We start from the raw sequence: 22,929 nt of genomic DNA on the forward strand, positions 1-22,929 counted from the left end.
CCGCACCGCTTCCGCCGCCCGCGCCCCGCAGCGCGTAGAAGCACACCCCCTTGCCCTGCATATCGAGAATCGATAGATTCCCATCGCGATTCGATGGAGGGACAGGAATGGGAAAGCTGACCGTGGGGGCGCTGCGCGTCGTGCTCGTGGTGGTGCTCGCCGGCACCGTGTTCGTGCAGGCCGGGATGGTGTGGGCGCTGGCCTACGACCCGGAGGACGGGTCGCTCCCGCTCACCCCGCTGCGCCTGGTCACCATGCTGGGCATGGCGACGGTGCAGGTCGCCGCGGTCTGCGTCTGGCGGCTGGTGACGATGGCACGACGCGGGACGGTGTTCTCCGACGCGGCCTTCCGGTACGTGGACGGCGTGATCGGGGCCGTGGTGGCCGCCTCCCTCGTGTGGTTCACCGTCACGGCCCTCAACGCGCCCGGGCAGCGGGAGGATCCGGGCGTCACCGTCATCATGGCCGGGATCGGCCTGGCGATCCTGGGGGTCGCGCTGTTCGCGTACGTCCTGCGGACGCTGCTCGCCCAGGCCGTCGCGCGCCACGGGGAGGCGTCGCGGATGGAGGCCGAGCTGGACGAGGTGATCTAGACCGGCCGCTCCCCCGGACCCCGCCCCGGACCCCCCGCGCCTCCGTACAGGAGGGCGGGGGTTCGCCGTGCGGAGGGGGCCGGACGTGCCGCTGGAGGAAGATCCGTGAAGGAGCGGACCGAGATCTGTCCGCGGAGCGTGGCCCGCAGTACTGTGAGCGCTCACAAATTGACGGCGCATCAATGACCGGTCCCTGACGGCTCACCCCACCGACACGAACCAAGGATGGACGCCCATGCGCACGCGCAGAGCCACACTCGCCACGGCCGCCGCCGCTCTCGCCCTGGTACTGACCGCCTGCGGGCAGGACAGCGAGGGCGGCAGCGAGGAGAAGAAGGGTGGCCCCGAGGACGCCACCATCGGCATCGCGATGCCGACCAAGTCCTCCGAGCGCTGGATCGCCGACGGCAACCACGTCGTGAAGAGCCTGAAGGGCCTGGGCTACAAGACCCAGCTGGTCTACGGCGAGGACGATCCGGACACCCAGGTCGCCCAGATCGAGAACATGATCACTCAGGGCGTCTCGGCCCTCGTCGTCGCCGCCATCGACAACAAGTCGCTGGACAACGTGCTCCAGCAGGCGGCCGACGCCGACATCCCGGTGATCGCCTACGACCGCCTGATCCTCAACTCCCCCAACGTCGACTACTACGCCTCCTTCGACAACGAGAAGGTCGGCGAGCTCCAGGGCGGCTACATCGTCGAGAAGCTCGGTCTGGCCGACGGCTCGAAGAAGGGCCCGTTCAACATCGAGCTGTTCGCCGGCTCCAACGACGACAACAACACGAAGTACTTCTTCGGCGGCGCGATGAAGGTGCTTCAGCCCTACATCGACAAGAAGCAGCTGAAGGTCCGCTCCGGCCAGACCGAGCTCAACCAGGTGACCACCCTGCGCTGGGACGGCGGCACCGCCCAGAAGCGCATGGACGACCTGCTGACCTCGGCGTACAAGTCCGAGCGGGTGGACGCGGTGCTCTCCCCCTACGACGGCATCTCCATCGGCATCCTCTCGGCCCTGAAGTCCGACGACTACGGCTCCAAGTCCAAGCCGCTGCCGATCGTGACCGGTCAGGACGCCGAGGTCGCGTCGGTGAAGTCGATCGTGGCGAAGGAGCAGACCCAGACCGTCTTCAAGGACACCCGTGAACTCGCCACGTTCGCCGCGGGGATGGTCGACTCCGTGCTCAGGGGCGAGAAGCCCGAGATCAACGACGACAAGACGTACGACAACGGCGCCAAGGTGGTGCCCGCGTACCTCCTCGACCCGGTGAACGTGGACGTCTCCAACTACAAGAAGGTCCTGGTCGACAGCGGCTACTACACCGAGGCCGACCTCAAGTAACGGCGCGGGCTGTGGGAAAGGAGACGGCCCGTGGCGGGACCCGTCCTGGAAATGCGCTCGATCGGCAAGACCTTCCCCGGGGTGACGGCACTGTCCGACGTCAACCTGACCGTACGGCGGGGTGAGGTCCACGCCATCTGCGGGGAGAACGGCGCGGGCAAGTCGACCCTGATGAAGGTCCTCTCCGGCGTTCACCCGCACGGGAGTTACGAAGGAGAGGTGCTCTTCGAGGGCGAGCCGTGCCAGTTCCGCGACATCAGGGCCAGTGAGCGGCGCGGCGTCGTCATCATCCACCAGGAGCTGGCGCTGGTGCCGTACCTGTCGATCGCGGAGAACATCTTCCTCGGCAACGAGCACGCCCGGCGCGGCTTCGTCGACTGGACCGCGACGCTGCGGCACGCCGCGGACCTGCTGCGCCGGGTGGGCCTGCGGGACCGGCCGCAGACCCGGGTCGCGGACATCGGCGTGGGCAAGCAGCAACTGGTCGAGATCGCGAAGGCGTTGGCGAAGGAGGTGAAACTGCTGATCCTCGACGAGCCGACCGCGGCGCTCAACGACGAGGACAGCGGCAAACTCCTCGACCTGGTCCTGGAGCTGAAGGAGCAGGGCATCACCTCGGTGATCATCTCGCACAAGCTCAACGAGATCCTGCGGGTCGCCGACTCGGTGACGGTCCTGCGGGACGGGCGCACGGTGGAGACGCTGGACGTGAAGGATCCGGCGACCACCGAGGAGCGGATCATCGCGGGGATGGTGGGCCGCGACCTGGACCACCGGTTCCCCGAGCGGACCCGGTACGCCGCCCCGGCCGAGGAGGAGAGGCCGGCCCTGGAGATCCGGGACTGGACCGTGCACCACCCCATCGACCAGGACCGCAAGGTGGTCGACGGGGTGTCCCTGCGGGTCCGGCGCGGTGAGATCGTCGGCATCGCCGGGCTGATGGGGGCGGGCCGCACCGAGCTCGCGATGAGCGTCTTCGGCCGCTCCTACGGGCGCCACGCAGGCGGCACCGTCCTCAAGGACGGCCAGGAGATCAGCACCCGCACGGTGCCCGAGTGCGTGCGGCACGGCATCGCCTACGTCACCGAGGACCGCAAGCACTACGGGCTCAACCTCATCGACACGGTCGGCCGGAACGTCTCGCTGACCGCGCTCGGCAAGGTGGCCCGGCACGGGGTGGTCGACGAGCACGAGGAGCGGCGGGTCGCCGAGGGCTTCCGCACCTCGATGAACATCCGGACCCCCACGGTCTTCGAGACGGTGGGCCGGCTGTCCGGCGGAAACCAGCAGAAGGTCGTGCTCAGCAAGTGGATCTTCGCCGGGCCGGACGTCCTGATCCTGGACGAGCCGACCCGCGGGATCGACGTGGGCGCGAAGTACGAGATCTACACGGTGATCGACCGGTTGGCGGCCGAGGGCAAGGCGGTGGTGTTCATCTCCTCCGAACTGCCCGAGCTCATCGGCATGTGCGACCGGATCCACACCATGGCGGCAGGCCGCCTGACCGGTGAGTTCCTCCGCGAGGAGGCCACACAGGAGACGCTGATGCGGTGCATGACGGCGGACCGGAACGGAGGCGGCGGCAAGGGAAGCGGGCCCGCCGGCGCGGGAGAGGCGGAGGAACGATGAGCACGGTGGGCTTGGCGCGGCTGGTGCTGGACGGCATGCGCCGCAACATGCGGCAGTACGGCATGCTGTTCGCGCTCGGTCTGATCGTGGCGCTGTTCGCGGTCTGGACCGACGGCGACCTGCTGCTGCCCCGCAACGTCTCCAACCTGGTCCTGCAGAACAGCTACATCCTGGTGCTGGCCGTCGGCATGATGCTGGTGATCATCTCCGGGCACATCGACCTGTCGGTCGGGTCGCTGACCGCCTTCGTGGGGGCCGTCGCCGCGGTCCTGATGGTGGAGAACTCCCTGTCGTGGCCGCTGGCGGTGCTGCTGTGCCTGCTGCTCGGCGCGGCCGCGGGGGCGTTGCAGGGCTTCTTCATCGCCTACGTGGGCATTCCGTCGTTCATCGTCACGCTGGCGGGAATGCTGCTGTTCCGCGGGCTGACGGAGATCTTCCTGCAGGGCCAGACGCTGGGCCCCTTCCCGCGCGGGCTGCAGAACATCGCCAACGGTTTCCTGCCGGAGGTCGGCCCCAGGACGAACTACCACAACCTCACCCTGCTGCTGGGGCTCGGACTGATAGCCGTGGTGGTGCTCCAGGAGATACGGGACCGGCGCCGTCAGCGGGAGTTCGCCCTGGAGGTGCTGCCCACTCCGGCGTTCGTCCTCAAGCTGGTGGCGCTGGCCGCCGCGGTGCTGGTCGCGACGCTGCTCCTGGCCAGTTACAAGGGCGCCCCGGTGGTCCTGCTGATCCTCGGCGTGCTGGTGGCCGGCTTCGGCTATGTGATGCGCAACGCGATCGTCGGCCGCCACATCTACGCCATCGGCGGCAACCTTCCGGCGGCCAAGCTGTCGGGTGTGAAGGACAGGAAGGTCACCTTCCTGGTCTTCCTCAACATGGGCATGCTCGCCGCGCTGGCCGGCCTGGTCTTCGCGGCCCGCTTCAACGCGGCCTCGCCCAAGGCCGGCGTGAACTTCGAGCTCGAGGCGATCGCCGCCTCCTTCATCGGCGGCGCGTCGATGAGCGGCGGCGTGGGGACCGTCCTGGGCGCCATCATCGGCGGCCTGGTCCTGGGCGTGCTCAACAACGGCATGAACCTGGTCGGCATCGGCACGGACTGGCAGCAGGTGATCAAGGGCGCGGTGCTGCTGGCGGCGGTCGGTTTCGACGTGTGGAACAAGCGGAGGGTCGGTTCCTGAGCCACCGGGTCCGGCGTCCTCGATGAGGCCGGGTGCGGCGGAAGGCGAGGGCGGGTCCCGTGGGGGCCCGCCCTCGCCGTTTCGCCGGGGGCCGTCGTCAGCTCCGGCGGAGGCGGGCCAGGGAGGCGTCGAGGTCGGCTCCGCAGGGGCGGTTCCAGGGGAGCTTGGCGAGCATCGCGGCCATGCCGCAGGTGTTGGTCACCGCGGAGAAGACCAGTCCGGCGGCGATGCCCGCGGACAGCAGCTGGAAGGCCGGGTGGACCAGGAGGCCGAGGAGGAGGCCGAGCAGGACGAGGGAGCCGGCGGTGAGGCGGACCTGGCGGTCCATGGCCCAGGTCCGGCCGCCCTCGCCCTGCCGCGGGCGGTCGATCTGGTGGCCCTGCTGGGCCCAGGCGCCGGTGCCGCCGGCGAGGGTCGCGACGTGCACGCCGTTGTGGGCGAGCGTCCGGCAGGCGTTCTCCGAGCGGGCGCCGGAGGCACAGACGACGAGGACCTCGCCACGCGAGGCGGCGTCACGGATGTCGGGCAGGGCGCGGCCGAGCTGGTCCAGGGGGATGTTGATCGCGCCAGGGAGGTGCCCGCCGGCGTACTCGCCGGGCGTGCGGACGTCGATCACGGTGAGCTCGTCCAGGCGGGAGCGGGCCTCGCGGGGGTCGAGGGAGACGGGAGTGGTCATGGGGGTGCCGTCCTTCGGGGTGGAAGCAGGGTGGATGCGTGGAGGGTTCTTGGGTGTCCGGTCGCCGTGGTGGGGCCGCGGGACGGTCAGACGAAGGTGTCGACGAGCATGAGCAGGGCGACGGCCAGGAGCAGGTAGGCGAAGACCCGCTGGAGGGTCGGGCCGGCGAGCTTCTTGGCCTGGCGCTTGCCGTCCCACGCGCCGAGGATCGCCGCGGCGGTGAAGGGGGCGACGACCGCCCAGTCGAGCTGCAGGCCGCTGCCGGCCCGGGCGGCGAGCGCGGCCAGCGAATTGATCACGATGACCAGCAGGCTGGTGCCGACCGCCCGGCGCATCGGCAGGCGCAGCACGCCGACCAGGGCGGGCACGGCCAGGAAGCCGCCGCCCACGCCGAGGAAACCGGTGACCGCGCCGAGCCCGGCGCCGGCGGCGCCGGCCTTCACGGGGCGCACCTCGCCGGTCGTGACGGTGCGGGCGGGCCGCAGCATGCGCAGGGCCGCGCCCGCCGCGACAAGGGCGAAGGCGAGGGTGAGCACGGCCTGCGGAAGGCGGCCCGCGGCGGCGCCGGCGAGGACCGCGGGCACGATGCCCGCGCCGGCGAACAGCAGTCCGGTCCGCCAGGCCACGTTGCCGTCGCGCGTGTGTCCGGCGAGCGCCGTCAGCGAGGTGAGCGTGACGATGATCAGACTGGCGGTGGTCGCCTCGGCCGCGCCGAAGCCGGCCAGGTAGATCAGGGCGGGCACCGCCAGGACGCTGCCGCCGCCGCCCAGGCCACCGAGGGCCAGGCCGACGACCGCGCCGGCGAGGAGTGCGAGGAGGAGAACAGTCATGCGACGGAGCCGTCGTTTCCTCGTCCGTCGACGACCGTGTGGCCGGCGGCCGCCCAGTCGCGCATGCCGCCCACGACGTCCACCGCCCGCTCGCCGCGAGCGGTCAGCAGCCGCGCCGCCGTCTGCGAGCGGTTGCCGCTGCGGCAGATCACGACCAGGGGCCGGCCCTGGGCCGCGGCGGGCAGGGGCGCCCCGTCGGCCAGGGCGGACAGCGGTGCGAACAGCGCGCCGGGCGCGTGACCGGCGTCCCACTCGGTCTGCTCACGGACGTCGAGCAGCACGGCCGGGGCGTCGGCGCCCCGCGTACATCGCTCGGCCTCGTCGACGGCGACGCGGTGCACGCCGTCAGGGAAAAGAGACATCACGAACCTCGGGAGATCAGGGAGGGGGTGCTCGGGAGCCGGCCGGCGGGGCGGGCTCAGCCGGTGGTGACGGTCAGGCCCGCCTCGACGGCGGAGTCGAAGCCGTCGTCGACGGCCACCACGTCACGTCCCGCGGCGTCCAGCAGCGACGCGGCGATCCCGGCGCGCAGGCCGCCGGCGCAGTGCACCCACACGGTGCCCGCGGGCACCTCGTCGAGCCGCTTGTGCAGCTCGTGGATCGGGATGTGGATCGATCCCTCGACGTGCCCGCCGGCCCGCTCGGAGTCGCGGCGCACGTCCAGGACGACGATCCCGTCGGTGTCCTCCTCGGCGAGGCCGGCGAAGGTGGAGCGCGGGAAGGTGGCGAGCTCGGCGCCCTCGGGCACCCATTCCCGCGGGCTGCCGGTCGCCGCGGCGGCGGGCCGGTCGATGCCGACCCGCACCAGCTCGCGCTGGGCGGCGGCCAGCTGCTCCGGGGACTCGGCGAGCAGGGTCACCGGCTTGCCCCAGGGGATCATCCAGGCCAGGTAGGTGGCGATCTTGCCCTCGGCGTCGAAGTTGAACGACCCGGCGACGTGCCCCTCGGCGAAGGCGACCCGGTTGCGCAGGTCGACGACCCACTCGCCGGCCGCGAGCCGGGCCGCGATCTCGGCGGCGTCCGCGACGGCCGGGGGCGTCAGGTCCACCGGGGCGGGGCCTTCGGCGTTGGCCGGCCCCATGTGCGCGTAGTAGGCGGGGACGTCCTCGAGCCCGGCGAGGAGCTCGGCGACGAAGGTGTCCACGTCGGTGGTGAGCGCCGTGTTGGCGTTCTTCTCCCGGCCGATGGTGGTGTTCTCCCCCTCCGCCTGCGCGGAGGAGCAGAAGCTGCCGAAGCCGTGGGTGGGCAGGACGGCCGTCTCGTCGGGGAGCTCGGCCGCCAGCCGGTGCGCGGAGGCGTGCTGGGCGCGGGCCAGCTGCTCGGTCAGGCGGGGCTCGACCAGGTCGGGGCGGCCCACCGTGCCGATGAGCAGGGATCCGCCGGTGAACGCGGCCACCGGCGCGCCCTGCTCGGCGAGCACGTACGCGGTGTGGTGCGGGGTGTGCCCGGGGGTGGCCACCGCCCGCAGCTCCAGTCCGTCCTCGACCGTCACCGCGTCGCCGTCGGCCACGGGGGTCCGGGCGAACGACACGTTCGCTCCGGCGGGCACCAGGTAGACGGCGCCGGTGATCCGGGCCAGCTCAAGCCCTCCGGTGACGTAGTCGTTGTGCAGGTGGGTCTCGACCACGTGGGTGATGCGCACACCGCGCCGCGCGGCCGCCGCCAGCACCTGGTCGATGTCGCGCGGCGGGTCCACGGCCACGGCGGCCCGCCTGCCCCCGGCGAGGTAGTGCCGGTTGCCGAGGCCCTCGAGCTCGATGGTGTCGACGAAGAACACGCGGTCGCTCCCTTCCTGGAAAGTTACCTGGAGAATTACCCCCCTGGGTATGTATTCGACTGTAACACGGGTACCCCCGGGGGTATCCGGACCGTAGTCCCACACCCGTCCGGAGACCTCCGAACACGAACGAACCCCCAGGGCGGGTACCCCGGGGGTCCTTCGTTGACGAGTGGGTCAGTCGGCGAGCCGGACCGGGACCGTCTGCCAGCCGTAGGCGATGAAGGACGGCACCTGCGTCAGGTCGCCGGCGCCGAAGGCGGGGGTCAGGCCGGGGAAGCGGTCGAAGAGGGCGGAGAGCGCGGTACGGGCCTCCATGCGGGCCAGCGGGGCCCCGATGCAGCGGTGGACGCCGATGCCGAAGGACAGGTGGTCGTCGGCCGAGCGGGCCGCGTCGAAGGCGTCGGCCGTCTCCCCGTAGTGCCCCGGGTCCGAGCCGGCCGCGCCGAAGGTGGTGAGGATCGCGTCCCCGGCCGGGATGGTGACGCCGCCCACGGTGACGTCGGAGACGGCGAACCGGAGCGGGAGGGAGGCGATCGACGGGCGGGCGCGCAGCACCTCGTCGATGACCTGGTCCCAGTCGAGCCGCCCGGCGCGGACGGCGGCGAGCTGCTCGGGATGGGTCAGCAGTTCCACCACCGCGTTGGCGATCAGGTTCACCGTCGTCTCGAAGCCGGCGCCGATGACCAGCAGCAGCGTGAACAGCAGTTCCTCGTCGCTGAGCCGGTCGCCCTCCTCGTCGCGGACCCGGATCAGCTCGGTGGTGAGGTCGTCGCCGGGGTGCTGCGCCCGGTGGGTGATCAGGGCGGGGATGACCGTGCCGATCCGCTGCTGCACGAAGGCCGCGTGCTCGGCGCTCTGGTCGGTGGTGTCCATGATCGCCGCGACCAGCTCGACCACGTCCTGCCGCAGCTCGTCGGGCACGCCGAACAGCTCGCAGATGATCTGCATCGGCAGCGGGTGGGCGAACGCCTCCTTGAGGTCGACGACGGCTCCGTCGTGGCCCTCCTTCTCCATCGTGTCCAGGAGCTCGGCGGCGACGGCCTCGACCCGGCCGCGCAGCGCCTCGGTGCGGCGGGCGGTGAAGCTGGGCGCGACCAGGCGGCGCAGCCGGGTGTGGTCGCTGCCGTAGGTGGAGAGCATGTTGACCACGCCGATCCAGCCCAGCACCCACGCCCACTCCGGGTGCTCGCCGACCTCCGGCCACAGCCGCCAGTGCCTGCGCGGGTCCTTGCTGACCTGGGGGTCCAGGATCAGTGTCCGCAGCGCGTCGTACCCGGTGGGCGCCCAGGCCGGGATGCCGCCGGGAAGCTCCACGGGGACGACCGGTCCCATGGCCCGCAGCCGCGCGCTCTCCGCGACGATGTCGGAACCGAAGGGGTCGATGGGCACGCGCGGGGGCGTGGTGGTCATGCTCGGGCTCCAGTCTGGGTGGTCGGACGGTCGCCGGGCAGCCCGGCGGGGCGGTCGGGCGTGCGGGGGGTGAAGCGGACCGGCAGGGCGACCAGGGAGCGGTGGAAGGGGCCGGGCCGCCAGCTCAGCCGGTCGCGGGGCACGGTGGGCTCCATGTCGGGGAGCCACTGGGTGAGCCGCTCGATCGCCTCCGTGGCGATCAGCAGGCTCTCCTGCTTGACCGGGCAGGTGTGCGGACCGGCGCCGAACGACAGGTGCGAGGCGTCGCGCGGGTGGTGGGCGCCGCCGTGCTGCTCCTCGGCGAACATCGCGAGCGCCCCGTAGGAGACGACCACCGGCACCGCCGACTGCACCCACACGCCGTGGAAGCTGACCGGCTCGCGGGCGTAGAGCACGCCGTAGTTGGTGAGCGGGGTCTCGTAGCGGAGCACCTCGAGGACGGCGTCGCGCACGGGGCGGGAGCCGCTGGTGAGGGTGGAGTAGTACGCCGGGTTGCCGAGGATGCGGGAGAGCGCGTTGGTGACCAGGTTCGTGGAGGGCTCGTGGCCGGCGCCGAGGGTGAGGAAGACCTGCCAGGTCACCTCCTCGACGGTGAGCTCCAGCGGGTGGTCCAGCAGCCGGCTGGTGAGGTCGTCGCCGCGCCTGGCCTTCTTGGCCGCGATCAGGTCCAGCACGTACCTGCCGTACTCGGCCTCGGCGACGGCGGCGGCCTCGCCGCCCTCCATCAGCGCGCCGATGGCGTCGTTGAGCCGGTCGGCCTCGCCTTCGGGGAAGCCGAAGAGGCTGTTGAAGATCAGCGTCATCAGCGGGCGGGCGAAGTCGCGCACCAGGTCCGCCTCGCCGCTCGGCCCGAACCGGGAGACCAGGATGTGCACCGCCCGGATCACCCGCTCGCGCAGGTCGTGCGGCTCGACCAGGGCGAAGGCGTCGAGCAGGGCGGTGCGGTAACGGACGTGCTGCTCGCCGTCGGAGAAGAGGGTGTTGGGACGCCAGCGCATCATGCCGAGGACCGGCAGGTCCTCGGGGACCGTCTCCTGCCAGGCGCGCGGGTCGCGGGTCCAGGTCTTCTCGTCGTGCAGCATGTCGAGCGCGGCCTTGCGGTCGGTGACCACGTACGCCGGTACGCCGGGGGCCAGTTCGGCCCGGCCGACCGAGCCCTGGGCGCGCAGCGCCTCGTAGTAGCGGCGCGGGTCGGCGGCGAAGCCGTCCTCCCACAGCCGCACGGGGGCGGAGCGTTCGAAGGACTCCGAGGGGGCGGGGTACGTGGTCATCGGCGCACCTGTCCTGCCGTCGCGCGGGCGTCGAGGTCGATCAGGTGCTCCACCAGGGCGAGCAGCGCGTCGACGGAGGAGTGGGTGTCCCGGGCGTCGCACTCCACCAGCGGGGTGTCGGGCGCCAGGTCGAGGGACTCCCGCAACTGCTCCTCGGGGTAACGGCGGGAGTCGGGGAAGGTGTTGACCGCGACCGCGTACGTCAGCCCCGACTCCTCGACCAGGCCGAGGACGTCGAAGGAGGCGTCGAGGCGACGGCTGTCGACGAGCACGAGGGCGCCGAGCGCCCCGTAGGCGATGTCGGCCCACAGCGCGCGGAAGCGTTCCTGTCCCTGGGTGCCGAACAGGTAGAGGACGGTCTCCTCGCCGAGGGTGATCCTGCCGAAGTCGATGGCCACGGTGGTGGTCCGCTTGTCCCGGACGCCGTCGAGGTCGTCGACGGCGACGGACGCCTCGGTGAGGTGTTCCTCGGTGTGCAGGGGGCGGATCTCGGAGACCGAGTCGATCAGGGTGGTCTTGCCGACGCCGAACGGGCCGACGACGACGATCTTCACCAGCTCCTTGGCGGCGGCGGGGAGATGGAGGTCCCCGGCCCGGACGGCGTCGTCGAGGACCCGGCTCCCGGCGGGCGATACGTCAGAGCTTGAGGGCGCGGAGGCCATCGGCGACTCTCTTCAGCAGGTCGTGGTCGGGCTGGCCGGCGGACGGGACGGGCGGGCGCGCCGTCACCAGCCCCTGGTCGATCAGGGCGGCGGACAGGACCCGGACGGCGGAGACCGGCAGGCGCAGCAGCGCCGCCGCCTCCACCACGGTCAGCGAGCCGCCCTCCAGCCCGCCCAGCAGCGCCTGCTGGGCGGGCGGCAGCTCGCCGGGTTCCGGGCCGGCGGTGGAGGTGAGCACCGACAGGCGCTCCAGGCTGTTGCGGCTGGGCCGCGCCACCCCCTCGGTGGAGAGGTAGGCGGGCACCAGCGGCCGGCCGGCTCTGTGGCCCCTCATTGGGAGGCGCCGCCCTCGGCCGCGCGGGGCGCGGCGGCCATCACCTTCTCCCCGAGCCGGGCGACCTGCGAGTGCACGCGGTGCCCGAGCAGGTCGAGCCGGACCTCCGGGTCGCCGAACGCGGCGACGCAGGTGCCGTGGTCGGTGGGCGCGACCAGGATGTAGCCGTGGTCGGACTCGATCACCACCTGCCGCAGCTGGGCGGCCGGCATGTCGGCGAAGGCGGCGGCCGCGGTGCGGCAGGCGCCCTGCACGGTCGAGGTGATGGCGGCGACGCGGTCGGCCGAGTCCTGGGTGAGCGCCTCGGTGAAGCCGGACACCAGGCCGTCCCGGGTGAGCAGCACGGCGGCCTTCACGTGCGGGACCTCGAGGATCGGGTCGAGGACCCACGCGCTGTCACCGGTCTCGCGGTTCGTCATCGGGGATCGGTCCCTTCGGTTCGGGCCGCTTCACGGGCGGCGGCGGTCGCCGACTGGAGGGCGCCAAGGGCTGCGGCGCACTCCTCGGGCGAACGGGCGGGGGCGGCGGCCTCGGCCGCGCTCGGCCGGATCAGCGCCGCCTGGTCCGGCGACACCTGACGGCGACGGCGGCGCGGAAGGTCCTCGGCAGCGGGCTCCGGGCGGGCGGCGTCGGCGGCCCCCGCGTCCGGGCCGGACCCGGGCCGGTCGTGGGCGGGCTCCCCGTCGTCCTCGGGCAGGCGCGGTCTGGGCACCTCGCCAGTGCGGGTGGAGGGGGACGCGCTCGCGGCGGCGGGGCGCAGCTCCGGGTCGATGTGGCTCAGCAGGTGGCCGTGGACCAGCAGGACGGCCCGCACTCCCCCGTACGGGGACCGCGAGGAGAGGTCCACCGTGAGGTCGAACTGGCGCGTGAGTTGCCCGACCGCGGCGAGGCCCATCCGGGGCGGGTCGCCCAGGTCGGAGAACAGGATCGGGTCGGTGCCGGCGACCATGCGCTGCGCCGCGGCCCTCTCGTCGGGCGACATGCCGACGCCCGCGTCGTCGACGGTCACGGCGACGCCGTTGTCGACATGTTCGAGGTTCACGACCACCGAGGTCTCCGGCGAGGAGTGCCGCAGCGCGTTGTCGATGAGTTCGGCGGCGATGATCGCGACGGGCTCCACGGCGTGGGAGACCAGCGCGGTGCCGGGCAGGAGGTGGTTGTGGAGCCTGACCCTGCGGTAGCCGGCCAGCCGGGCCTGCCCTCCGGTGACGGCGTCGACGAGGTGGGACTCCTCGCGGGCCAGTCCCACCCACGCCCCGCAGACCACGGCGGTGACCTGGGCGCGGCGCAGCGACTGCTCGTTCTCGTGGTCGAGGGTGTAGAGGACCTGCGCCAGCTCGGGGTCGTCGTAGCGTTCCTGGAGGCCGTGCAGGAGGTCCTGAAGGCGGTACAGGCTCGCCTGGATCTCCCGGGTGGCGCCGCGCATCCCGGCGCGGGCGGCGGCGTCGACGCGCTTGCGCTCCTTCAGGATCGCGGCGCGCAGGGCCTCCAGCACCGGCTCGGTCGCGGCTCCCGCCGTGCCGGCCGGTCCGGGCACCGGGACGTGCGGGTGGGTGGCGCGGGTCGCCTCGGCCGGCATCCGCCGGGCGACGAGGTGCTCCAGCTCGGCCGTGAACGCCTGACGGACGCGCTCGGCCTCCTCGAGCCCGTCCCGGAGGGACTGCTCGGCCTGGTGGCGCAGCCCGGTCGTCTCCCGCCGGAGCCGGTCCTGTTCACGCCTGGAGCGCCACAGGCCCCCTCCCAGCGCGAACGCGCCCGCCGTCCCGGCGGCCAGGCAGCCGAAGGCCAGCTCCGGTATCTCGATCATGTATGAGGACCTCGGGGTCTCGGATACGACTGGGCGGCGGTGCACAGGTGTCTGTCGAGCAGATGGCAAACTACACACCATCACCGCCCGGTTGCACCTCGCCTGCGTCTAACTTGCTTGCAGATTTGGCTATTTGAGCGCAAGACGAGTCCGAAATTTTCGAAGTGCCACGGATCAGGGGGTGGCCGCCGGCGACGGGAGGTCCGCCCCGGTGACCGTCACCAGCACGACGTCGCCCGGGGTCCGGGTCACCGCCAGGGCGGCCTCCGGGGCCACGCCCTCCACCTCCCGGACGGTCACCTCCTCGGGCTTCTCCCCCGCGCCCGCTCCGCCGTCGTCGCACACCGGTACCAGCCCGGTGCCGATGGCCTCGCCGGGCGTGAACTCCAGGTCCCCGGCCTCGCGATAGGAACGTCCCTCGAACTCGACGACGTAGACGCACTTCGCGTCGGCCTCGCCGCCCGCCCGGAGTCCGCCCTCGGTCCGCGTCTGCTCGGCCCGTCCCCCGCCCGTGCAGCCGGCCACCGCCGCCGCCAGCAGGACCGCCACGCCCCGCACGCCCCGCTTCCGCGCCGATGCTCCCGTTCCCATCGTCCGTCCTCCCTCTCCCGGCCACCGGAGGGCCCGTCGGCCTCCCGTGTACGACGACGGAGCGGACGCCCGGTTCGTTCGACGCACCGCGGGACGGTTCACCCGCCGAAACAGGCAGATCTCCTCGTCCGCGTCCTGAAACCCCAGGTCATCCCGGTGACCGCGGCGCCGGGAAGTGGCGCAATGTTGCGGCAACCTACGGTCCGCGCCGGATCGTTATGGTTCGGGCCATGCCACCCACCGACCGCATCCGGGACCACGCCGGCCAGGGCGCGCCCACCGTCGCGGCCCAGCGCACACGGCGCCGGCTGCGCGCGGACCGTGCACGCCAGCTCGCCGACCTGCTGCGCCGTCAGCTCCTCACGGGTGGCTGTCCGGACGGGACCCTCCCGCACGAGTCGGACCTGGCCCAGGAGTTCCGGGTCTCGCGCAACACCGTCCGCCTCGCGCTGGACCTTCTGCGCGCGGAAGGGCTGGTGGAACGCCTTCCCGGTGTCGGCACCGTCGTCGTCGCCCAGAAGTACCCGCACGGCCTCGACCGCCTGATGGGTCTCGCCGAGACCCTCAACGAGCACGGGAACGTCACCAACGAGGTGCGCACCGTGGGCCTCATCCCCGCGCCCGCCCTGGTCACCGAACGCCTGCGCGTCGCGCCCGGCGCCGACGTCGTCTACATCGAGCGTCTGCGGCGCCTGAACGGCCTCCCTCTCTCCCTCGACCTCACGTACATCCCCCTCGACATCGGCACCGAGCTGCTCGGCGCCGACCTGGAGAACACCGACGTCTTCCGCCTGCTGGAGACCGTCACCGGCCGAGCGCTCGGCCATGCCGAGATCACCCTGGAGGCGGTCAGCGCCGACGCGCACTCCGCGGCCGTGCTGCAGGCTCCGCGTGGCGCCGCCGTCCTGATGCTGGAGCGCCTGACGCATCTTTGCGACGGACGCCCCGTCGACCTGGAGTTCATCCGCTTCCGCGGTGACCGCATCTCGATGAGCGGCCGGCTCCACCGCTCCCTGTAGCCCTCCCCCTCCCGTACCGCCCGACTTTCCCGGAGACAGCCATGCCCCTGGTGCCCCAACGGGCCGACGTGCCCGTGACCATCGACGCCACGAAGTGCATCGCCGGCTGCACGCTCTGCGTGGACATGTGCCCGCTGGACTCCCTCGCCATCGACGAGACCAGCGGCAAGGCCTACATGCACGTCGACGAGTGCTGGTACTGCGGCCCGTGCGCGGCCCGGTGTCCCACCGGCGCCGTCACGGTCGACATGCCCTACCTGCTGCGCTGAGAGGCCCGAACCCCCATGACCACGACTCCCCTGAGACGTCCGGCGGTCGCGCTCGCCGCGGGCGTCCTCCTGCTCCCCCTGTCCGCCTGCGGCGGCAGCGCCGAGGCGAACGGCTCCTCCACGGTCACCGTCACCGTCGGATACCAGTCGAAGACCATCAACACGGTCACCGCCGGCACCCTCCTGCGTTCCCTCGGCCACTTCGAGGAACAGTTGAAGGCCCTCGACGACGGCGTCACGTACAAGGTGGAGTGGCAGGACTTCGCCACCGGCGCCCCCATCACCGCGCAGATGACGGCCGGGAAGATCGACATCGGCTCGATGGGCGACTTCCCCCTGCTCATCAACGCGGCCCGGGGCAAACAGCTGGACCGGCCCACCCGCCTGGTCTCGGTCACCGGCTACAACCTGAAGGGCGGCCTCAACACGGTCGTCGTGGCCCCGGGGTCGAAGCTCGCCTCGCTGAAGGACCTGAAGGGCGCGAAGGTCTCCACCAGCGTCGGATCGGCCGCCGACGGCACGCTGGTGCGGGCCCTGCGGCAGGCGGGCCTGGACCCCGCACGGGACATCGAGAAGCTCAACCAGCAGCCCGCGGTGGGCGCCTCGGCCCTCGCGGCGGGCAGCGCGGACGCGCTGTCGCAGTTCGTGGCCTGGCCCGGGTTGCTCGCCCACCAGGGCAAGGCGAAGGCGCTGTACGACGGCGCGCAGCTCGACCTGCCCACCTTCCACGGCGTCACCGCCCGCCAGGACTTCGCCGAGCGGCGTCCGGCCGTACTGGAGGCGTTCCTCAAGGCGCAGGCGCAGGCGACCGATTATCTCGACGCCCATCCGGTGGACGCCGCGGAGAAGGTCGCCGAGGCGACGGGGCTGCCGGCCGAGGTCGTCTACCTCTACAACGGAGCCCACGGCATCGCGACCTTCGACCCGTCGGTCAAGCCGCGACTGGTCTCCGCGCTCGAACAGGACGTGGCGATCCTGAAGGCGGCGAAGCTGACCGGCGACATCGACGTGGACGCGTTCGTCGACGACCGGTACGTCAGGAAGGCCCTCGGCGCCGGGTACGCCGAGCGGCTACGGGCCGTCCCGCCCGCCGCCGCGAGCGAGGTGTGGCCCGAAGGGGCTTCCGGAACACTGGAGTTCGCCTCCCCCGACGAACTCCTCGCGCATCTCGCGCGCCACCGGGACGGGATCCGCGCGGCCTACGTTCCCGACGCCACCACCGGCACCCTCTGGTTCGCCGACAAGGCCGTCTGGGTGAGGGACGGCGAGCGGTCGCTGCCCTTCGTCGCGCCGGAGACGGCACGGGCCTACGTCGCCGGTCACGACGGCGCCCGGGTGATCAGCTACGCGGACGCCCTGGGACACGCCTCATGAGCCGGTACCCCGGCCGGCCGGGCCGGCTCGCGCTGCGGGCCGGCTCCCTGGCCGCCGCACTGGGCCTGTGGCAGCTGCTGACCGCCCTCGACGTGGACCTGTGGATGCGGTTCTCGCAGTTCCCGACGGTGACGGACGTGGCCCGGACCTTCGCCGGCCGGCTCTCCGGCCCCGACTACTGGACCGATCTCACCGACAGCCTCACCCGCATCGTGGCCGGGTTCCTGCTCGCCGCCGTCCTGGGCGTGGCCACCGGCGTGCTCGTGGCGCGCTCGCGGCTCGCCGAGGACGTGCTCGGCCCGGTCCTGGAGGTCGTGCGGCCCGTCCCCGCCATCGCCCTGGTCCCCGTCGCGATCCTGCTGTTCCCCTCCAACGAGCAGGGGATCGTCTTCATCACCTGCGCCGCCGCCTTCTTCCCGGTCCTCGTCTCCACCCGGCACGCGGTACGGGCGCTGAGCCCCGTGTGGGAGGAGGCGACGCGCACCATGGGCGGCGGCCGCCGGTGGATCCTCGGCTCGGTGATCCTGCCGGGCGCCCTGCCCGGCATCTTCGGCGGCCTGTCGGTGGGTATCGGCGTGTCCTGGATCTGTGTGATCTCCGCCGAGATGATCTCCGGCCAGTACGGGGTCGGCTACCGCACCTGGCAGGACTACACGATCGTCGACTACCCGGGCGTCTTCGTCGGCATGGTCACCATCGGCCTGCTGGGCTGGCTGACCTCCACCGCGGTCGAGCTGGCCGGCCGACGTCTGACGCGCTGGCTGCCGCGCACCTCGTACGTTCCGGGCGGCGGGTCCGGGCCCGGACCCGCCTCCCCGGCGTCCGCCGCCCCCGCGTCGTCCGCCCCGGAAGCCGCCGAGCCCGAGGAGGCACGTCGTGAGCACCTCGTCTGACACCCGGCCGGCCAGGTCCCGGTCCGCCGCCGAGGCGCCGTCCGGGACCCGTCTCACCCTTCGCGACGCCACGCTGGGCCGACCGGGTGTCCCGGCCGTGACCGGTGTGGACCTGGACGTCGCCCCCGGCGAGATCCTCTCGGTCGTCGGAGCCTCCGGCTGCGGAAAGTCGACACTGCTGCGCACCGTGGCCGGGCTGCTGCCCGTGCAGGCCGGGGCGGTGGAGCAGGACGGCCGGCCGGTGACCGGCCCCGGGGCGGACCGGGCGCTCGTCTTCCAGGAGGACGCCCTGCTGCCCTGGCGCACCCTGCGCGCCAACGTGGAACTGCCGCTGGCCATCCAGGGCGTCTCCCGCGCACGGCGCAGGGAGCAGGCCGAGGCGTGGCTGGAGCGGGTCGGCCTCGCCCATCAGGCGCTCCGGCTGCCGCACCGGGTCTCCGGGGGGCAGCGGCAGCGGGCCCAGCTGGCCCGCGCCCTGGCGGGCCGGCCACGCGCCGTCCTGATGGACGAACCGTTCGGCGCGCTCGACGCGCAGACCCGCGCCGGCATGCAGGACCTTCTGCTGGAGGTGCTGCACGGCACCGGCGCGACCGTGGTCTTCGTGACCCACGACGTCGACGAGGCCCTGTTCCTGGGCGACCGCGTGGCCCTCCTCGGCTCCGGCCGGCTCACCGCCCTGCGGGACGTGCCGCGTCCGCGGGAGCGCGCCGCCCACGACGACCCGGCCCGCGCGGCCCTGCGCCGGGACCTGCTCACCGCCCTCCGCTCCTGAAAGGCACCCTGGTGGACGCTTCCCTCGAGATCCCCGACCTCACGGACGCCGAGGAACTGACCTGTGACGTCCTCGTGGTCGGGGGCGGCACCGCCGGCACGATGGCCGCCCTGACCGCCGCCGAGAAGGGCGCGAGGGTCCTGCTGCTGGAGAAGGCGCACGTCCGGCACTCGGGCGCCCTGGCCATGGGGATGGACGGCGTGAACAACGCGGTGATCCCCGGCCGGGCCGAACCCGACGACTACGTCGCGGAGATCACCCGCGCCAACGACGGCATCGTCGACCAGTCCACCGTCCGGCAGACCGCGACGCTCGGCTTCGCGATGGTGCGGCGCCTGGAGTCGTACGGGGTGAAGTTCGAGAAGGACGAGCACGGTGAGTACGCCGTGCGGCAGGTCCACCGGTCGGGGTCGTACGTGCTGCCGATGCCGGAGGGCAAGGACGTCAAGAAGGTCCTGTACCGGCAGCTGCGGCGGCGGGAGATGCGGGAGCGGATCCGGATCGAGAACCGGGTGATGCCGGTGCGGGTGCTGACGGCGGGCGGCCGCGCCGTGGGCGTGGCCGGCTTCCACACGCGTACCGGCGCGTTCGTCACCGTCCGCGCGGGGGCGGTGATCCTGGCGACCGGAGCCTGCGGCCGCCTCGGCCTTCCGGCCTCCGGCTACCTGTACGGCACGTACGAGAACCCGACCAACGCGGGCGACGGCTACGCGATGGCCTACCACGCGGGCGCCGAACTCACCGGCATCGAGTGCTTCCAGATCAACCCGCTGATCAAGGACTACAACGGGCCCGCCTGCGCCTACGTCGCCAACCCGTTCGGGGGTTACCAGGTGAACCGGCACGGCGAGCGCTTCGTCGACTCCGACTACTGGTCGGGACAGATGATGGCCGAGTTCGCGGCGGAGGTGGCCGGTGACCGGGGACCGGTGTACCTGAAGCTCAGTCACCTCCCCGAGGAGTCGGTCTCGGCCCTGGAGTCGATCCTGCACACGACGGAGCGCCCGACCCGCGGCGCCTTCCACGCGGGCCGCGGCCACGACTACCGCACCCATGACGTCGAGATGCACATCTCCGAGATCGGCCTGTGCGGGGGACATTCCGCATCGGGGGTGCGGGTCGACGATCACGGCCGCACCACGGTTCCCCGGCTGTACGCCGCCGGGGACCTGGCCTGTGTCCCGCACAACTACATGATCGGCGCGTTCGTCTTCGGCGACCTGGCGGGCGCGGACGCCTCGCGGTACGCGCCCTACGAGGGCGAGCTGCCCGCCGACCAGGTGCGGGCGGCCCACGAGCTGATCTACCGTCCGCTGCGCCACCCCGACGGCCCGCCGCAGGCCCAGGTGGAGTACAAGCTGCGTCGCTTCGTGAACGACTACGTCGCTCCCCCGAAGTCGGGCGCCCGGCTGTCGCTGGCTCTGGAGTCGTTCGAGAGGATGCGTGCCGACATCGCCTCGATGGGCGCCCGCACCGCCCATGAGCTGATGCGCTGCGCGGAAGTCACCTTCATCCGCGACTGCGCGGAGATGGCCGCGCGGGCCTCCCTGGCCCGCACGGAGTCCCGCTGGGGGCTCTACCACGACCGTCTCGACCACCCGGACAGGGACGACGCGTCCTGGTTCCACCACCTGGATCTGCGAAAGTCCCCCGGCGGGGCGATGGAGTTCACGGCGCGCCCGGTGGCCCCCTACCTGGTGCCGGTCGACGGTTTCGCACCGGTGGGCGGGCCCTCCCGCCACCTCGGCGAGGTCCGCCCCGAGCAGGTGGCGACCGCGGGGGCCCGGGAGGTGGCGCCGGTGGCGGCGGGGCAGGAGCCGGTCGTGAACGCGGCCGTCCCGCAGAGCGGTTCGGGTGGTGCCGGCGTCCCCGGGGAGAAGGCGGCGGGCACACCCCGCCTGCTCGCGCTGCTCTCCCTGGCGGAGGCGGGTCCCGGGCTCGACGAGCTCACCCCCTACCTGGCCGACCCGGAGCCCGCCGTCCGCCGGACGGCCGTCACCGTCCTCACGGAGACCGTGCCGCCGGGCACCGGACCCGCTCTCGCCTCCGCGCTCACCGACGCCGACGCCGACGTCCGGGCCGCCGCGGCCGCCTCCCTGCTCGAACTGGTCGAGACACTGGAGCCCGAACCGGCCCTGCGCGACCGCCTCACCACCGCCCTGCGCGCGTCCGACCCGGTGTCCAGGGCGGCCGCCCTGGACACCCTGCGCTTCCTGCGACTGGGCGACGCCGGGCTGTTCGCGGGCCCGCTGGCGGATCACGACATCGCCGTCCGCCTCGCCGCGGTCCGCGCGCTGGTGTCGGTCGACGCGGTCGGAGAACTGGCCCGCGCCGCGGCAGCCGACCCCTCCCGCGAGGTCCGTGTCGCCTTCGCCAAGGCCCTGGCCTCCGTGGCGGCGGTACGGTCCGACGACGTGGCCACGGTGCTCGAGGCCCTCGCCGGCCTCACCGGCGACACCGACGCCCTGGTGCGCGCGGCCGCCCACGAGGCGCTGGCGACGACCGGCTGCCCTCCCCCGCTGGCCGAACGGTCGGAGGCGGCCCTCGCCGACCCGGCCTGGCAGGTGCGGGCCGGCGCCGCGGCCGCCCTGGCCGCCGCGGACCCCGGCGTCGCCGTCCCCGCCCTCGCCAAGGCCCTCGCCGACCCGAACGCCGACGTCCGCAAGGCGGCCGTCACCGCGCTGACCCGGCACCGCGCCCTCGCGGACGCCCGGGCCGCCCTGGCCTCCGCGACGGCGGACCCGGACGCGGACGTCAGGGCGTACGCGGTGCGGGCGTTGTGACGCCGCCCGGCGCCGGCGGAGCGGTGGGATGCGCGGGGAAGGCGTGACGGCGGGCGAGGACGACGACCAGCAGGCTCGTCGCGCCGAGGACCGCCGCCGCCACGGCCACCGAGGTCGCGCCGAGCCCCTCGAGCAGGACGCCGCCCACGATGCCGCCGAGCATCATCGCGACGTTCCACAGCGTGACGAGGACGGCCTGCGCGGTGTCGGCGGCGGCCCGGCCGTGCCGCAGACCGGCTCGGCCTGCGGCGGTCTGGAGCAGGGTGGGCACCCCTCCCCAGCCCAGGCCCCAGATGACGGCCGCCGCCCCGACCGCCCACGGCGCGGTGGTGAGCGCGAACGCCGCGGTGGAGAGGGTGAACAGGGCCGCCCCGCTCCACGCCAGGACCCGCAGGCCCCGGTCGACATGACGCCCGACGAACCAGATGCCCGCCAGGCAGGCGGCGCCGAAGAGCAGCAGGACCGTGCCGGTGGACCGGCCGAGGCCGGCCTGGCGCAGGTAGGACGCGATGTAGGCGTAGACGATCGTGTGGCCGAGCACGAAGGTCACCACCACCGTCATGACCGCGGCGACGCCGGGGACCCGAAGGGTCCGCGGCACCGTCGCCTTCGCCTCGTCCGCGGACTCCGGCCGGTGCGCCGCCGGGACGGACCGGGCGATCCAGCCGATGACGGCGAGGGTGGCCACCGAGACCGCCGCGAACGCCGCCTGCCATCCCGTGTGCCGGCCGATCAGGGTGCCGGCGGGAACGCCCAAAGACAGCGCCAGCGGGATCCCGGTCATGGTGACGGCGATGGCCCGCCCTTCCCGTGCGGCCGGGGCGATGCTCCGCGCGAGGCCCGCGAGGATCGCCCAGGCGAGACCGGCGGCGATCCCGGCGAGGAACCGGGCGGCCAGCAGCACGGCGTAACCGGGCGCGGCGGCGGTGAGTGTGTTGGCGACCAGGAAGACGGTCATGGCGGCGAGCAACAGGGACTTGCGCGGGACGGAGGTGGTGGCGGCCGCCAGCGGGACGGCCGTCAGGGCGGTGCCGGCCGCGTACACGGTGACGGCCTGGCCGGCCGCGCCGGCGCTCACCCCCAGATCGGCGGACATCTCCGGAAGGACCCCGGCGGGCAGGGTCTCGGTCAGGCTGGTGATGAAGACCGCGGTGCCCAGCGCGAGCAGCGCCGGCCACGGCAGGGCGGTGCGTCGGACCCGGGACGGTGTCGTGGTGGTCATGGCACGCATCCTGGAACCCTCACATCGGTGTGATGGTCAAGCCGCTTCCGGGTGGCTAGGCTGGGCGGGTGCGCATCGGTGAACTGTCGCGGCTGACGGGGGCCTCACGCCGGCTGCTGCGCTACTACGAGGAGCAGGGGCTGATCGTCCCGGACCGGGGGGCGAACGGGTACCGGGAGTACGACGAGCGGTACGTGGACCGGGTGAAGCAGATCCGCGGACTGCTGGCGGCCGGGCTGCCGACGCGGATCATCAAGCAGATCCTGCCCTGCCTGGACAAGCCCCGGTCGATCCACTTCCCGGACGCCACACCGGAGATGCTGGCACTGCTGACCGGTGAGCGGGACAAGCTCGGCGAGCGGATCGAGGTGCTGGTGCGCAACCGGGACGCGATGAGCGAGTACCTGGCCGAGGTGGAGAAGCACCGGGCCCCACCCACCGCGTCCCCCGGACCGGCCCCGGCCTCGGCCCCGCCCCCGGCCTGAGCCTCC

The 22,929-nt window shown here is 72.9% G+C and carries 23 protein-coding genes; 11 read left to right on the forward strand and 12 right to left on the reverse strand.

What is annotated here, in order from left to right; genetic code table 11:
* The first annotated feature begins 107 nt into the window (after positions 1-107).
* From ABT026_RS02795 to mmsB, 4 genes are all read left to right on the forward strand, one after another.
* A complete protein-coding gene (locus tag ABT026_RS02795; protein ID WP_351111426.1) occupies positions 108-593 on the forward strand; it encodes a DUF2975 domain-containing protein in 486 nt (161 codons plus the stop codon).
* Between the two features lie 235 nt (positions 594-828).
* The gene (gene chvE / locus ABT026_RS02800; RefSeq protein WP_351111428.1) at positions 829-1,935 is read left to right on the forward strand and encodes a multiple monosaccharide ABC transporter substrate-binding protein; all 1,107 of its coding nucleotides are present in this window, start codon (positions 829-831) and stop codon (positions 1,933-1,935) included.
* A gap of 30 nt (positions 1,936-1,965) precedes the next feature.
* Positions 1,966-3,564 carry a multiple monosaccharide ABC transporter ATP-binding protein gene (gene mmsA, locus ABT026_RS02805; protein WP_351111430.1) on the forward strand — a complete coding sequence of 533 codons (1,599 nt, stop codon included), beginning with the start codon at positions 1,966-1,968 and terminating at the stop codon, positions 3,562-3,564.
* Positions 3,561-4,745 carry a multiple monosaccharide ABC transporter permease gene (mmsB, locus tag ABT026_RS02810; protein ID WP_351111432.1) on the forward strand — a complete coding sequence of 395 codons (1,185 nt, stop codon included), beginning with the start codon at positions 3,561-3,563 and terminating at the stop codon, positions 4,743-4,745. The genes mmsA and mmsB overlap by 4 nt, the downstream gene beginning before the upstream one ends.
* 97 nt (positions 4,746-4,842) lie before the next feature.
* Here mmsB and ABT026_RS02815 read toward each other — a convergent pair whose 3' ends face one another.
* From ABT026_RS02815 to ABT026_RS02865, 11 genes are all read right to left on the reverse strand, one after another.
* Complete coding sequence (locus ABT026_RS02815; protein ID WP_351111434.1) at positions 4,843-5,421, reverse strand: rhodanese-like domain-containing protein; 579 nt, start codon at positions 5,419-5,421, stop codon at positions 4,843-4,845.
* A gap of 86 nt (positions 5,422-5,507) precedes the next feature.
* The gene (locus ABT026_RS02820; RefSeq protein WP_351111436.1) at positions 5,508-6,251 is read right to left on the reverse strand and encodes a sulfite exporter TauE/SafE family protein; all 744 of its coding nucleotides are present in this window, start codon (positions 6,249-6,251) and stop codon (positions 5,508-5,510) included.
* On the reverse strand, positions 6,248-6,613 hold the full coding sequence (locus ABT026_RS02825) for a rhodanese-like domain-containing protein (RefSeq protein ID WP_351111438.1): 366 nt from the start codon (positions 6,611-6,613) through the stop codon (positions 6,248-6,250). The genes ABT026_RS02820 and ABT026_RS02825 overlap by 4 nt, the downstream gene beginning before the upstream one ends.
* A 56-nt stretch (positions 6,614-6,669) precedes the next feature.
* Entirely contained in the window at positions 6,670-8,028 is a 1,359-nt protein-coding gene (locus ABT026_RS02830; protein ID WP_351111440.1) for a rhodanese-like domain-containing protein, read from the reverse strand.
* Positions 8,029-8,205: 177 nt separating this feature from the next.
* Positions 8,206-9,441: a cytochrome P450 family protein gene (locus ABT026_RS02835; RefSeq protein WP_351111442.1), complete on the reverse strand. Its 1,236-nt coding sequence runs from the start codon at positions 9,439-9,441 to the stop codon at positions 8,206-8,208.
* Entirely contained in the window at positions 9,438-10,712 is a 1,275-nt protein-coding gene (locus ABT026_RS02840) for a cytochrome P450 family protein (RefSeq protein ID WP_351111444.1), read from the reverse strand. The genes ABT026_RS02835 and ABT026_RS02840 overlap by 4 nt, the downstream gene beginning before the upstream one ends.
* Positions 10,709-11,374 (reverse strand): GTP-binding protein, encoded by a 666-nt coding sequence (locus ABT026_RS02845; RefSeq protein WP_351111446.1) that lies wholly within the window; start codon positions 11,372-11,374, stop codon positions 10,709-10,711. Before ABT026_RS02845 ends, ABT026_RS02840 begins: the two co-directional genes overlap by 4 nt.
* Positions 11,349-11,708, reverse strand: a complete 360-nt coding sequence (locus tag ABT026_RS02850; RefSeq protein WP_351111447.1) for a DUF742 domain-containing protein — start codon at positions 11,706-11,708, stop codon at positions 11,349-11,351. The genes ABT026_RS02845 and ABT026_RS02850 overlap by 26 nt, the downstream gene beginning before the upstream one ends.
* Positions 11,705-12,127 (reverse strand): roadblock/LC7 domain-containing protein, encoded by a 423-nt coding sequence (locus ABT026_RS02855; RefSeq protein WP_351111449.1) that lies wholly within the window; start codon positions 12,125-12,127, stop codon positions 11,705-11,707. The genes ABT026_RS02850 and ABT026_RS02855 overlap by 4 nt, the downstream gene beginning before the upstream one ends.
* Positions 12,124-13,515, reverse strand: coding sequence for an ATP-binding protein (locus ABT026_RS02860; protein ID WP_351111451.1), 1,392 nt, complete (start codon positions 13,513-13,515; stop codon positions 12,124-12,126). Before ABT026_RS02860 ends, ABT026_RS02855 begins: the two co-directional genes overlap by 4 nt.
* A gap of 174 nt (positions 13,516-13,689) precedes the next feature.
* Positions 13,690-14,106 (reverse strand): DUF6281 family protein, encoded by a 417-nt coding sequence (locus ABT026_RS02865; protein WP_351111453.1) that lies wholly within the window; start codon positions 14,104-14,106, stop codon positions 13,690-13,692.
* Between the two features lie 230 nt (positions 14,107-14,336).
* On the opposite strand from ABT026_RS02865, the gene ABT026_RS02870 reads away from it, so the two are divergent.
* Genes ABT026_RS02870 through ABT026_RS02895 form a run of 6 tightly spaced genes read left to right on the forward strand, consistent with a single transcriptional unit; the run spans position 14,337 to position 21,216 of the window.
* Positions 14,337-15,125 (forward strand): GntR family transcriptional regulator, encoded by a 789-nt coding sequence (locus tag ABT026_RS02870; RefSeq protein WP_351111455.1) that lies wholly within the window; start codon positions 14,337-14,339, stop codon positions 15,123-15,125.
* A 41-nt stretch (positions 15,126-15,166) separates the two neighbouring features.
* The gene (locus ABT026_RS02875) at positions 15,167-15,394 is read left to right on the forward strand and encodes a 4Fe-4S dicluster domain-containing protein (protein ID WP_351111456.1); all 228 of its coding nucleotides are present in this window, start codon (positions 15,167-15,169) and stop codon (positions 15,392-15,394) included.
* Positions 15,395-15,409: 15 nt separating this feature from the next.
* Positions 15,410-16,768: an ABC transporter substrate-binding protein gene (locus ABT026_RS02880; protein WP_351111458.1), complete on the forward strand. Its 1,359-nt coding sequence runs from the start codon at positions 15,410-15,412 to the stop codon at positions 16,766-16,768.
* Positions 16,765-17,661, forward strand: a complete 897-nt coding sequence (locus ABT026_RS02885; RefSeq protein WP_351111460.1) for an ABC transporter permease — start codon at positions 16,765-16,767, stop codon at positions 17,659-17,661. The genes ABT026_RS02880 and ABT026_RS02885 overlap by 4 nt, the downstream gene beginning before the upstream one ends.
* Positions 17,645-18,433, forward strand: a complete 789-nt coding sequence (locus ABT026_RS02890) for an ABC transporter ATP-binding protein (RefSeq protein WP_351111462.1) — start codon at positions 17,645-17,647, stop codon at positions 18,431-18,433. The genes ABT026_RS02885 and ABT026_RS02890 overlap by 17 nt, the downstream gene beginning before the upstream one ends.
* Before the next feature lie 11 nt (positions 18,434-18,444).
* Positions 18,445-21,216 (forward strand): fumarate reductase/succinate dehydrogenase flavoprotein subunit, encoded by a 2,772-nt coding sequence (locus ABT026_RS02895; RefSeq protein ID WP_351111464.1) that lies wholly within the window; start codon positions 18,445-18,447, stop codon positions 21,214-21,216.
* On the opposite strand, the gene ABT026_RS02900 is transcribed toward ABT026_RS02895, so the two are convergent.
* Complete coding sequence (locus tag ABT026_RS02900) at positions 21,188-22,438, reverse strand: MFS transporter (protein ID WP_351111466.1); 1,251 nt, start codon at positions 22,436-22,438, stop codon at positions 21,188-21,190. The two genes, ABT026_RS02895 and ABT026_RS02900, sit on opposite strands and share 29 nt — an antisense overlap.
* Positions 22,439-22,506: 68 nt before the next feature.
* On the opposite strand from ABT026_RS02900, the gene ABT026_RS02905 reads away from it, so the two are divergent.
* A complete protein-coding gene (locus ABT026_RS02905; protein WP_351111468.1) occupies positions 22,507-22,923 on the forward strand; it encodes a MerR family transcriptional regulator in 417 nt (138 codons plus the stop codon).
* The last annotated feature ends 6 nt before the right edge of the window (positions 22,924-22,929 follow it).

The sequence above is a fragment of the Streptomyces sp. NPDC002734 genome, from assembly GCF_040295685.1.
GTDB lineage: Bacteria > Actinomycetota > Actinomycetes > Streptomycetales > Streptomycetaceae > Streptomyces.